Annotated in this window: 11 protein-coding genes; 6 read left to right on the plus strand and 5 right to left on the minus strand. The window is 38.4% G+C overall.

Features of this window, described 5'->3' with window-relative positions; genetic code table 11:
- Window positions 1-376 precede the first annotated feature (376 nt).
- From LRP81_RS17495 to LRP81_RS17505, 3 genes are read left to right on the plus strand one after another with little or no spacing between them, the layout of a single operon-like run.
- Window positions 377-2,491 carry an MMPL family transporter gene (locus LRP81_RS17495; protein ID WP_230503506.1) on the plus strand — a complete coding sequence of 705 codons (2,115 nt, stop codon included), beginning with the start codon at window positions 377-379 and terminating at the stop codon, window positions 2,489-2,491.
- Window positions 2,492-3,163 (plus strand): response regulator transcription factor, encoded by a 672-nt coding sequence (locus tag LRP81_RS17500; RefSeq protein ID WP_230503508.1) that lies wholly within the window; start codon window positions 2,492-2,494, stop codon window positions 3,161-3,163. It abuts the gene before it with no gap.
- The gene (locus tag LRP81_RS17505; protein WP_230503510.1) at window positions 3,160-4,551 is read left to right on the plus strand and encodes a sensor histidine kinase; all 1,392 of its coding nucleotides are present in this window, start codon (window positions 3,160-3,162) and stop codon (window positions 4,549-4,551) included. Before LRP81_RS17500 ends, LRP81_RS17505 begins: the two co-directional genes overlap by 4 nt.
- A 47-nt stretch (window positions 4,552-4,598) precedes the next feature.
- Here the strand turns inward: LRP81_RS17505 and LRP81_RS17510 are convergent, their stop codons facing one another.
- The 4 genes from LRP81_RS17510 to LRP81_RS17525 form a co-directional block, all read right to left on the minus strand.
- Window positions 4,599-6,029, minus strand: a complete 1,431-nt coding sequence (locus LRP81_RS17510) for a four-carbon acid sugar kinase family protein (protein ID WP_399207997.1) — start codon at window positions 6,027-6,029, stop codon at window positions 4,599-4,601.
- Window positions 6,029-6,931 (minus strand): 2-hydroxy-3-oxopropionate reductase, encoded by a 903-nt coding sequence (gene garR, locus LRP81_RS17515; protein WP_230503511.1) that lies wholly within the window; start codon window positions 6,929-6,931, stop codon window positions 6,029-6,031. The genes LRP81_RS17510 and garR overlap by 1 nt, the downstream gene beginning before the upstream one ends.
- 152 nt (window positions 6,932-7,083) lie before the next feature.
- Window positions 7,084-8,451, minus strand: coding sequence for a GntP family permease (locus LRP81_RS17520; protein WP_230503514.1), 1,368 nt, complete (start codon window positions 8,449-8,451; stop codon window positions 7,084-7,086).
- Window positions 8,452-8,475: 24 nt separating this feature from the next.
- Window positions 8,476-9,321, minus strand: coding sequence for a MurR/RpiR family transcriptional regulator (locus LRP81_RS17525; protein WP_230503516.1), 846 nt, complete (start codon window positions 9,319-9,321; stop codon window positions 8,476-8,478).
- Window positions 9,322-9,482: 161 nt separating this feature from the next.
- Here LRP81_RS17525 and LRP81_RS17530 point away from each other — a divergent pair, with 161 nt between their 5' ends.
- The gene (locus LRP81_RS17530) at window positions 9,483-10,319 is read left to right on the plus strand and encodes a class II fructose-bisphosphate aldolase (RefSeq protein ID WP_230503518.1); all 837 of its coding nucleotides are present in this window, start codon (window positions 9,483-9,485) and stop codon (window positions 10,317-10,319) included.
- A gap of 112 nt (window positions 10,320-10,431) precedes the next feature.
- Here the strand turns inward: LRP81_RS17530 and LRP81_RS17535 are convergent, their stop codons facing one another.
- Window positions 10,432-10,773, minus strand: a complete 342-nt coding sequence (locus LRP81_RS17535) for a winged helix-turn-helix transcriptional regulator (RefSeq protein WP_230503519.1) — start codon at window positions 10,771-10,773, stop codon at window positions 10,432-10,434.
- A gap of 173 nt (window positions 10,774-10,946) precedes the next feature.
- On the opposite strand from LRP81_RS17535, the gene hxlA reads away from it, so the two are divergent.
- Window positions 10,947-11,579, plus strand: coding sequence for a 3-hexulose-6-phosphate synthase (gene hxlA / locus LRP81_RS17540; protein WP_230503521.1), 633 nt, complete (start codon window positions 10,947-10,949; stop codon window positions 11,577-11,579).
- A gap of 3 nt (window positions 11,580-11,582) precedes the next feature.
- The gene (hxlB, locus tag LRP81_RS17545) at window positions 11,583-12,140 is read left to right on the plus strand and encodes a 6-phospho-3-hexuloisomerase (RefSeq protein ID WP_230503523.1); all 558 of its coding nucleotides are present in this window, start codon (window positions 11,583-11,585) and stop codon (window positions 12,138-12,140) included.
- The last annotated feature ends 345 nt before the right edge of the window (window positions 12,141-12,485 follow it).

Here is a 12,485-nt window from a genome sequence, read left to right on the forward strand (position 1 = left end):
CTCCTGCGGGAGAAGTGGCCAATGTGAGACCCCGCAGGCGAAGCCGAGGAGGCTCGCGGGTCACCCGCGGAAAGCGAAGTCTTGCACGGAAATCAATAGCGGTATTTATTGTCGGCCATTAAATTGTTCGTCTTTTTGTTTGTGTTCTTTAGTTTTGTCCCAGCCTCTTTATTTTGATAAAAGTCATTCATACTTACTTCCATAAAATATGTGGGTTAGAGAATACTCTTTGAGCAGAGACGATGCCGTTCATAATTGTCATATTTATGAACTTTCCGCCATTTCTTGGGACAAATAGCCTGATGACTACCTTAAATTTATATAAAGTTTATATATGAAATATATACTGGAAAGGGTGATGAAAAGGAGGAAGATCATGAATTTTTTAAGATCATTTACAGATAAAGTAGCTACAAGAAAAGGTGCATGGATAACGGTTGTACTTTGGCTAGTTTTCATGATTGGCATTAGTGCAGGACCTAGATTGGGTGATTATAAAGTAACCAATTTTCAATCATTACCTGATGAAGCGCCATCTATCATTGCACAGAATAAATTAGATGAGTATTTTCCGAATGATCAAGGTACACCTGGGATATATGTATTCCATCACCCTAATGGAGAATTGGATATAGAAGAGGTTACTACCATTATTGCTGGCATTAAAGAAGCAAATATTGAGGGGATAGAAGAAATTTTAGATATTACTGCATTACCTCCTCAAGCATTATCGGGATTCTTATCAGAAGATAAAACGACTATGATTGTTCCGATGAATCTTCAATCTGGTTTAGGTAGTGCAGAATATGCAGAAATTAATGATGAAGCGACCGAAATTGGTACCAAAATAGCGGCAGATTTAAATACAGACTTTTATATCACTGGCCCAGCAGGTATTGCAGGAGATACTGTAAAGTTGTTTGAATCTGCAGATTTCCAGCTTTTATTGGCGACGATCGGTATCATTTTAGCTTTATTAATTGGAATTTATCGTTCGCCATTATTAGCGATCATTCCTTTATTTGCAACAGTAGTGGTGTATCAAATAGTCAATCAAACCTTGGCCTTACTAGGTGCAGGTGGACTTGAAATCAATAACGCGACAACCTCCATCATGAGTATCTTATTGTTTGCGGCTGTTATTGATTATTCACTATTTGTATTCTCTCGTTATCGGGAAGAATTAAATCATTATGAAGATAAATACGAAGCAATGAAAGTGGCCATGCATGCAACTGCGACACCGGTATTATTTGCTGGTGGTACGGTATTTGCTGCCATGATTATTCTATACTTTGCGGATTTCCGCGATTATCAAAACTTTGCCCCGGTCTTCGGTACAGCCATGATAATCATAATGATGGCATCTGTCACACTTATTCCTGCTTTATTTGCATTATTTGGTCGTAAAGCATTCTGGCCGAAAGTACCTAAATATGGTGAAGCAAAAGAAGTGAAACATGGTATTTGGGGACCTGTTGCAAAGTTTGTGGTAAGTAAACCTGGTTTAGTTGGCGGTGTGGTATTACTATTTTTAGTAGTGACATCTGCCAATGTATTTAATTTAAATTATGAATTCAACTCAGTGAAAAATTTCCCGGAAGATTTACCATCTCGTGTAGGATTTGAAATAGTAGAAGAGAAGTATAACAAAGGGGATTTGGCTCCAATATCGGTACTGGTTACTGGTAAAGAGTTAACGCAAGAACACTTACAAGAAATCTCCACCTTCTTCTCAGACAATGCCCAGATTGGATCTGCTCGACCATCTGGATTAACAGAGGATGCAGAATACGGTAAAATTACGGTAGCATTAAAGGATAATCCTTATAGTAAAGAAGCTATTGATTTTTTATCAGATTACCGTGAAGATTATGCAACCTATCGTTTATCAAATGATCAAGTAGTGGAGCTTTCTTATGCTGGCACAACGGCAAAATTAGTTGACGAACAACAAATTAATAATCAAGATATCATTAAAATTGTGATTCTTGAAACACTCCTGATTTTTGTGTTGTTACTGGCTCTTACACGCTCTATTAAAATGCCAGTTTATATGATGGCAACGATTTTAATTTCATTTGTATCAGCTTTAGGTCTAGGGATTTTCTTGGTAGATGTATTATTTGGATTTGATGCTATTTCCACACGTGCACCTGTGTATGCCTTTATATTTTTAGTGGCCCTTGGTATTGACTATAACATTATTCTTGTAAGTCGATTCTTGGAAGAGCGAAAGAATCTAAACGTTAAAGATGCCTTAGAAGTAGCTTTACGCAATACAGGTGGGGTAATTTCGTCTGCAGGTATTATACTTGCAGCAACATTTGCTGCATTAACGACCATGCCGATTATTGATTTATTTGTTTTCGGATTTATCGTAGCAATCGGAATTGTCATTGATACTTTTTTAGTTCGGGGTATGCTATTACCATCACTCATTTTATTTTTTGAAAAAGACAATAGGAAATCTATAAAGGAGGAAATGTAATTGCCCATATTAATCGTCGATGATGACGAGGTCATTTTGCAATTAGTTTCCATCCATTTAGAAAAGGCTGGATATACCGTGGAGAAAGCAAGCAATGCCGAGGCAGCGCTTGCTTTTTTGCAAAAACAATCATTCGATTTAACGATCATCGATGTCATGATGCCTGGAATGGATGGATTTCAACTAGCAAACATCGTCACTAACCAATATGAAATTCCTGTTATTATGTTAACGGCAAAAGGGCAAATGGAAGATAAGGAAAAGGGCTTTGAACAAGGAATTGATGATTATATCGTGAAGCCTTTTGAAACAAAAGAGTTACTTTTTCGTGTTCGCGCCATTTTACGTCGTTATCAAAAAGCATATCAAGCTCAAAGTGTAGTGGGGAATGTCAAAATGGATAAGGACACCTGGGATCTTAGGATTGGAGAGAAACAATATATTTGGCCGATGAAGGAATTAGAGATTTTATTATACTTTTTGCAACGGTTAGGCAGAAATGTGAATCGTTGGGATTTAATTGATGAAATATGGGGTGAAACATTAGATCAACCAGAATTTACTTTAAATACCCATATCAATCGGGTTCGGGAGAGATTAAAGAAAGCCGAGGCAACAATTGAAATCGTTACAATACGGGGTTTAGGCTATCGTCTTGAGGTAAAAGGATGAAATTACTGCAACGTTTTATTTTATATACCTTTATTATTATCTGTATCAGTGTTTTCATTGGTTTTATCTGTTCGAATATCATTTATGTCTCTTTTGTAAAAGAAAATTTGAATAATCGTTACTTAGCTATTGCGGAACAATTAACAGAGCAAATGGAAGAACATGAGATGACTCTTCAAGCGTCTTCTGATTTTCTTCAAACAATGAGTCACTTAGGGTACCAAATTGCCTTAGTGAAAGAAGATGGGGAACAGATTGTATTTGGAGAACCCTTTCGTCAAAATCAATTAAATGATCAGATGGTTTCATTATTTGAAGGAGAAGAATCGTATCATGGTGTCGAATCTTTTAAAAACTCCTATTTGATGATGAGTCATTTTGAAAATAATATAAAAAATACTGTTGGGACAAAGCTGGAGCTTGAAGGGGAAGAATATGCTTTATTTTTACGTTCCAATAATACAAGCTTCTTTACAGAGTTCCATTTAATTATTTTTGGATTTATATTTTCAGTCTTTTTTAGTAGCATTATTGGAATTTTATTAATTTCACGGAAGCTTACCCAATCATTATCTGAGTTAACGAGTGCCACGCAGGAAATTGCCAATCATAATTTTGAGTATCCGTTAATGATTAATCGAAAAGATGAAATCGGACAGCTCGCAGATAGTTTCCGTATAATGCAACATAGGTTAGCGAATACAGATAAAGCTAGGAAAAATTTTGTGAATAATGTATCCCATGATTTTCAATCACCACTTTTGAATATTCAAGGGTATTCAGAGTTATTAGATCAAGAGATAACTTCAAGCGAAGGTAAAAAATATAACCAGATTATACAAACAGAAGCAAAAAGGCTATCAAATTTAACAAAACAATTGCTTGTCCTTACCTCTATTGATCAAGGAACATACCCAATTAATAAACAAATAGTAAGAATAGATGAGCAGCTTCATCAGGTTGTACATTCTATGCTTTGGCGTATAGAAGAGAAAGGACTTGAAATTAAGATTGATTTGCAGCCTGTAAAGGTTTATGCTGATCGCTCGTTGTTAATGAATGCATGGGAAAATTTAATTGGAAACGCGATTAAATACAATAAAGAAAATGGGGAAATAAGCATTCGATGTTATGAAGAGAAATCCCAGGTTATTGTGGAAATTAAAGATACGGGTATTGGGATTGAAGAGCAGGCATTGGATAAAATATATGATCGATTTTATCGCGTCGATAAGGCGAGAAACAAAGAAGGAATGGGATTAGGGTTATCCATTGTTAAAGAGGTCTTGTCCTATCATCATGCATCCTTTCATGTTGAAAGTATGGTAAACGAAGGAACTACTTTTGTGATCGTTTTTCAAGAAGAAAAGCACCTTTCCACTGTGTGAGAAGGTGCTTTTTTATCAACTGAAGTTCGTAAAAATCGCCATTATTATTACTTACCTTCCAAAACCTCCACAACGTCCTTCAATGTCTTAGGCTGTCCAACGTTTCCAGGAAAAATCACATAAGCCGAGCCTGGGAATTTACTCTCCTCGCCTGTTTTCCAAACGGGAATTCCTGGCTTTACTTGGCCCATTACATCCGCTCGCTTTACAGACAAGCCCTCGGTACCAATGGAGCTTGAAGTGATTCCACCTTTAGCGACAATATAGGAAGGCTTCACTTGTAAATCTTTGACGATGCTTGTTACAGCGTCAGAGATTTTTACAGATAGCTTGAGCTCTTCTTCCTTCATATTTTCGCCAAGGTCGAGACGTTCACGGCGAGTGTAGTAGACGACAGATTGTCCGTTAGCAATCGCTTCTTCACATGCAAGACGTACACGTTTTGTTTCGTTTTGGAACTTTTCCTCATCTAAAACGAGGTGAACATCGAACTCAATGCCTTTCACTAATCCACTTTCTAGAAGGTGACCTAGTTGTTGGGTCGTTTTCTGCACATGTGATCCAACTGCAATCAATCCGCCATTGGTTGTACCAGCATCCACTAAATCTTGACGGGTTAGCAATGCCTTATCAGGAATCCCACCCAAGACCTTCGTTAAGGCTGCTGCACTTCTGCATAAGAATTGCTTGCCAGCTTTTAGGGCTTGTAAAAAGGCAGTGGAGAACACTTCTACGTCTTCGTAACCAACTGCATTGACAACAATCTTTTGGAAAGAGCTTGCCTTCAGAAGTTGGTCTTTAATTTTTTCGACACGTTGGTGACGTAAATCATCCAATGAGATGTAAATGGTTTGTTCTTTAGTAAAACGTCCTTCTGTTTTCTCTTCTACCCACTCACCTAGATGAGAAGACTGAAAGCCAAATGTGCGATCTTTTGCAAATTCGGTTTGGCCAGCTGGAACTAACACGTCACCATCTTGTACGTAATGCACGTTATCGATTGTAAAGCGTCCACCTTCTTTAAAGAATGGAATAATCACTTCTCCATCAAAAGAAACAGCAGAGTTTGCTTCAATTGTATCTTTGAGTACTTCTGTTTCTAATGGGTAATGCCCACGTAATGTTGAGTCACCGCGACTAATAATCACATATGGAATGTTTTCTTCGTCAGATACCTCTTGTACCCGTTTAGCAATTTCTTCATGAGCAGTTGTTGTTTCTTTCTCCGTAAAGCTACGAGAATTCGTTAAGATGAAGAACATCGAGTTTTCTTCTGAAAATCCTTGTTTAATCGAATCTTTTTCCCAATCGGTATAAACTGAAATACCATGAACGGTTTGAATACCAGTCGGATCGTCGTCTAATACGACAATTTTATATGGAGAGTTGTCTAGCTCCTTTTGTAAGGCGCTTTGTGTTTCTTTACGGCTTACAAAAGGTATAGTAGTCATAGTTGTCGTTACATCTAGTTGTTTCATTATGCGTTCTCCTTTCGAGATACCGTTACATTCGCCATTTTCTCGTAGTGTTGAACGATGCTTGCGTGGTCAAGTGCTTCCTTTCCATCAGCTGCAAGGGAGTGGAAAATCTCCAGCAATTGACTTGATAATGGAAGCGGGACATGCAATTCATGCGCAGTATTCATCACATTTGTTAAGTCTTTCATGTTAATGTCTACTCGTCCACCAGCTTGGAAATTACGGTCAAGCATCATCGGGATTTTTGCGTCCATTACGGTGCTTCCAGCTAGACCGCCACGAATCGCTTGGTACATTTTTTCAAGATCAATCCCTGCTTTTGAAGCAAGTGTTAATGCTTCAGAAACAGCAGCAATATTAAGGTTTACAATGATTTGATTTGCAAGCTTGGCAGTGGTTCCGCAACCAGATTCACCAACTAGCACGATATCTGTTCCCATTGCAGTAAGCACTGGCTTTACTGTTTCAAATACATTTTCTTCTCCACCAACCATAATCGCAAGTGTTCCATCAATTGCCTTTGGTTCTCCACCACTTACTGGAGCATCAAGGAAATGAACGCCGGCTTGTGCAGCAAGTGTAGCCATTTGTTTGGAATCAACAGGAGATACAGAGCTCATATCGACAATAATAAGCCCTTCAGAAGCTCCTTCCATCACACCGTTATCACCAAATACAGCGGCACGAACATGTTCCCCTTTCGGAAGCATCGTAAACACTACTTCGCTATTTTGAGCTACTTCTTTACTAGAAGAGGCAGGTGTAGCACCAGCAGCTGTAATGGTTTGGACAGCTGCTTCGTTTAAATCAAAAGCAGTCACCTGATATCCAGCTTTCAAGAGGTTTCTTGTCATTGGCATTCCCATAATTCCAAGTCCGATAAATCCGATTCGTTGTTTCATTTATATCTCCACCTTATTTAAAAATTTAGTAAAGTTTAGGGTTGGTTTTTAACAACCTAGCTGCTGATTGGAGCACAAGACTCCACAAGCGTCCGACAAAAAGCGAAGCCTTGTGCGGAAATTAACAGCTGTGTTTATATAAAGTTTTAATTTTATAGTCCAGGTAAAACCCCTGAAATCGCACTTAATAAGTAAATAAAAGTTAATGCTGTTACACCAGCGATAAAGCCACCAATACTCCAAACACGGATTGTTTCAGGAACTGTTAAGCGTCCGAATTTAGATACAACCCAGAACCCAGAGTCGTTCGGAAGGGATAAACCGATACCACCCGCACAAATTGCAAGTCCAAGTAAGACAGGTGATACGCCAAGGTCAACTGCCATAGGCCCAAGGATAGTTGCTGTTGTCACTAGGGCAACAGTTGCACTACCAAGTGATGCACGTAAAATTTGTGCAAAGACGAATCCAAGTAATAACGCAGGCATATTTAATCCTTGCATGACATTAATTATTAAATCACCTAGGCCAGTTTCCTGTACGACTTTTCCGAATGCTCCACCCGCACCAGTAATTAATAAAATCATCCCTGATGCTTCAAAGGCATGCTTCATCACATCAGCTGTGCTTTCTTTTATGAAAGGTTTAAGAACAAAGATGGCAACGATTACACTGATAAGCAAGGCACTGTTTTTATCACCGATAATGGCAAATAATGTTGGGATAAACGCCTCTTGGTTGCCGCGGAAGACGACATTGTTCATTACTGTATTCGATAAGATAAGTACAATTGGCAGTGCAAGCATTGCATATGCTAACCATGTTGGTATTTCTTTGCGGTTAGTCGTCTCAACTGTTTCGTTTAAATCTTCTACTACATCATTTAACTTATCACCAGTAGGTATGCGCTTTCCTATGAATTTCCCGTAAAGCACACCACCAACAAGTGTTGCAGGAATTGCTACTAATAAACCGTATAGGAAGAATACTCCGATATCAGTTCCCATTTGATCCGCTACCACAAGAGGTCCAGGAGTAGGAATAATCAAACTGTGGGAAACGATTAATCCAATTGCTAAAATGGCTACTAATGTAGCAAGGGAGATTCTTGTTTTTAACGATAAGCTATATACTAGCTTGTGTAGAATAATGAATGCTGCATCAAAAAATACAGGGATGGCAACGGTTACAGAGGTTGCCGCAAGTGCATAAGGTGATTTTTTTACACCAAAAGCTCGAAGCATGGAGTTGGCAATCTTTTCAATCGCTCCTGATGATGCCAAAAACTGCCCAAAGATAATACCAAGACCAATAAGTATTCCAACACCAGTCAAGGTAGCTCCAAATCCTTCTGCAATAACGATTGGTACCGTTCTAGCAGGAATAGCAGAAACTAATCCTAACCCAATGGCAACCACTAAAAGGGCAACAAATGCATCCCATTTAAATTTAATAATAAGTACAAATAGTAATATTAAGGCGATGATAAAACCAATGATAAGTCCATTACCTGTTAACATAAGTGTCACCTCTAATTTAGTATATTATTTTTTCATTCTTGTTACGGCAAGATGAGAACGGCTAATATTCTCTTTTACAACTAGATCAGACTCTGCTGCTACTTTAGTAAAAAGAGTGTCCATTAAAGACAATTGAATGAGCCTAGAAACGTATGCTCCTGGTTGTTTCATGGTTTCCTGAGCGTGTGTCACAAGAACCATATCTGCAAGCTTAGCAAGTGTTGCATGCTTACTGGAAGTAATGACAATTACATAAGCATTATTATCTTTTGCTATTTCACATACGTTAATGGTGTCAATAGTTTCACCAGAGTGAGAGATAGCAATAACTACATCTTTGTTTGTCATATGTGTTGCATAAATTGCTTGATAATGCGGGTCCTTCACAGCCATTACCATACCGCCAAGACGCAAAAACTTATGGGCACCATCCTCTGCCATCGTTCCAGATAATCCTTGGCCAAAGAAGTAAATACCTTTTGCATCCTTAAGCTTTTCAATCGCAACGTCTAATTGCTCTAAAGGTAAGTTCTCTTTTGTTAATGAAACCGCTTGAAAAAATTGCGAGCCGAATTTCTCAAAAATTACGTCGACGGAATCGTCGGGTAAAATATCTAAGTCACTTTGAGATGGTGTACGAAATTCTGCTTGTTCTTGGGCAAGCGCCACTTTTAATTCTTGATAGCTCTTGTAACCGAGTTTTTTATAAAGTCGAACAACACTAGGTTCACTTACCTCACTTAACATGGCCAATTCATTCATTGAAAGAAGAAAGGGCTTTTCGTGCTGTTTTAATTGAAAAATTATTTTATCTTCTGATTGTGTAAGCGTATTCTTTTTTGCCGTACAACGGTCAAGAAAGCTTTCCATTGACATACCTCCCACGTAATATGTAGTAATTTTACTACAATTACATTCTGTATTACAAGTGGTTTTTTAATATTATACTAGAATCGCTTGTTTTTGTAGGTGAAAACGTTATATTATGAAGGTATAAATGTAGTTTTACTACAAAGATAAGGATGATTGACTTGTTTACTACAACAAAAGAGATTCTTGCATTTGCTGAACAAACGAATAGTGCGATTGCCGCCTTTAACTGCTATAACGCGGAAACAATTCAAGCAGCAGTTAGAGCTGCAGAAGCTGCAAACCAACCCGTCATAATTGCTTATGGAGAACGATACCAATCATATATGGATTTAGAGGCATTTGCCGCTTTTACTAAGACGATTGCAGAAAAGGCTTCTGTAAATGTAGCGTTACATTTAGACCATAGCTATCAGTTTGAAACGATCAAACGCGCTGTTCACGCAGGTTTTTCCTCGGTAATGTTTGATGGCTCGGCTTTATCGTTAGAGGAGAATAAGGAAGAAACGAGAAAAGTAGTGGAGTATGCTCATGCACATGGTGTGGACGTTGAAGCGGAAATTGGTTCTATGGAGCGCGGGGCTTATTCCGATGAAGAAGTAGGCGAGGGACGTTTAACTGATCCTGATGAGGCCGCTCAATTTGTACAGGAAACAGGTGTTGACTTTTTAGCAGCATCCATTGGGACGGTTCATGGTATGTATGACGGTGAACCGAATATCCGCTTAGATTTATTAGCGCAGATTAAAGAAAAAGTAGATATACCTTTAGTATTACACGGAGGATCAGGTACACCGGCAAATCAAGTGCTCGCAGCCATTAATGAAGGAATCCGTAAAATTAACGTAAACACAGAAATTTCCCTAACAGCGGTGGAAACTATCGGTGAAGCACTAAATAAAAATCCAAAAACACATTTGAGCTATGTGATGGAAGAAGCGCAAGATGCGATGACCGGTCATATGCAGAAGATTGTGGAGACATATAAAAATAATTGATCGTATGAAAAATCCCTCCTATTTAAAGGAGAATATCCTTACTACACTTTATTCTTAAAGCTTAACTACAAGAAAACTCTACTGTTTGAGGGAATCACAGTAGAGTTTTCTTTTAAGGTTTTTCTAACACATTTTCAATGTAATCTTTCCCCCATTTATACATCGCATCTAATATGGGCATTAAGCTTTTTCCGTGTTCTGTAAGGGAGTACTCCACTTTAGGTGGCACCACTGGATAGACTTTACGATGTAAAATATGGTGCTCCTCAAGCTCACGCAACTGATTTACGAGCATTCGCTGGGTAATACCAGGTATAAGCGCCTTAAGCTCACCAAAGCGTTTCGTTCCTTCCTTTCCTAAATGCCAGAGGATGAGCATTTTCCACTTTCCCCCGATAACAGATAGCGTTAATTCTTTCTCGCAATTAAAGGTTCTTTCTCCTAAATTTGGCACAAGGGTTCACTTCCTTCTACATTTAAGTATAGATCTCACAGTATACTTTCAGACACTATATGCGTTTAAAGTGCGTACTTTTAACCTTTTAGTGTACTAAGTATAATGGGATGCAGACAGTTAAGCAAATCGTAAAAATGACTGTCAAATTACTTTTAAAGGAGTTCTTTACTATGAAATTACAATTAGCATTAGATTTAGTTAATATACCTGAAGCAATCGAACTTGTTGCGGAAGTTCAAGAGTCCATTGACATTGTTGAAGTTGGGACACCAATCATCAATAGCTTAGGACATGCAGCTGTTCGAGAAGTCAAGAAAGCATATCCAAACTTAACTGTTCTAGCAGACGTGAAAATTATGGATGCGGCAGGCTATGAAGTGGAACAAGCTTCCGCTGCAGGTGCTGATATTGTAACTATTTTAGGAGCAGCAGAAGACAGTTCTATTCGTGGAGCAGTGGAAGCAGCTAAAAAAGCAGGAAAAGAAATTTTAGTCGATATGATTGCTGTAAAAGATATTGAAACGCGTGCGAAAGAACTTGATCAGCTCGGAGCAGACTACATCTGCGTTCATACTGGCTATGACCTTCAAGCGGAAGGAAAGGATTCCTTCGAAGACTTACGCAAAATTAAGGCAGTTGTTAAAAATGCCAAAACTGCAATTGCAGGTGGAATTAAGCTTGAGACTCTTCCAGAAGTTATTAAAGCACAACCAGATCTTGTTATTGTTGGTGGCGGAATTACATCTAAAGAGGATAAAAAAGCAGCTGCACAAGCAATCAAAGCGCTTATCAATCAGGGATAATCGATGAATACAATTACGTATCTGGAGACAATCATTAAAGAGCTGCAAGGCACTATAACTGAAGTGTCTGAGGTGGAGTCTGAGCAGTTAGTAGAAGCTATATTATCTGCAAGAAAAGTTTTTGTTTCTGGTGCTGGGCGCTCAGGATTTATGGGTAAATCCTTTGTGATGCGCATGATGCATATGGGCATTGATGCTTATGCTGTCGGAGAAACTGTTACAGCCAACCTTGAACAAGATGATTTATTGATTGTTGGGACAGGTTCAGGGGAAACAAAGACCCTAATACCTATCGTAGAAAAAGCCAAAAGCCTTGGTGGAACAGTAGCTGCAATCACGCTCTCTACTCAATCAACTATTGCAAAGCTTGCAGATCTAACCGTCACTCTACCAGGAGCACCTAAGAATCGGGAAGACGGTCAGTACGAAACAATTCAACCGATGGGCTCGCTATTTGAACAAACTTCCCTATTATTTTATGATGCCATTATTCTCCGTTTTATGGAGAAAAAAGGACTAGACTCCAAGCAGATGTATGGAAAGCACGCAAATCTTGAATAGATGGAAGAACATCTTTGCAAAACTGCAAAGTGGCAGTGGTATCAAAGGTGATGCACAAGGTATCAAAATAATCATCGTACGAAATAACAGCTGCACTTCGAAGTGTCATTCTTTCTATTTCAAAAGCCTTCATTGTTTTTTAATGTTCAAAATAAAAAAAGTCGGAAATACATATGGGTAAAAAACCTTGTGTACTTTCGACTTTTTTTAAATTTCATAGATATCTCAACGTAGGCTCCGTCTAAATATCAAACGCATTTCTGACAGATCCCCATTTAGCGTGGAGAATAGTAGTCTGTTTGAATCTAAATGCAGAAGAGATTCTCTTGTGAACACACTTCTCAA

The sequence above is a fragment of the Sutcliffiella rhizosphaerae genome, assembly GCF_917563925.1.
GTDB lineage: Bacteria > Bacillota > Bacilli > Bacillales > Bacillaceae_I > Sutcliffiella_A > Sutcliffiella_A rhizosphaerae.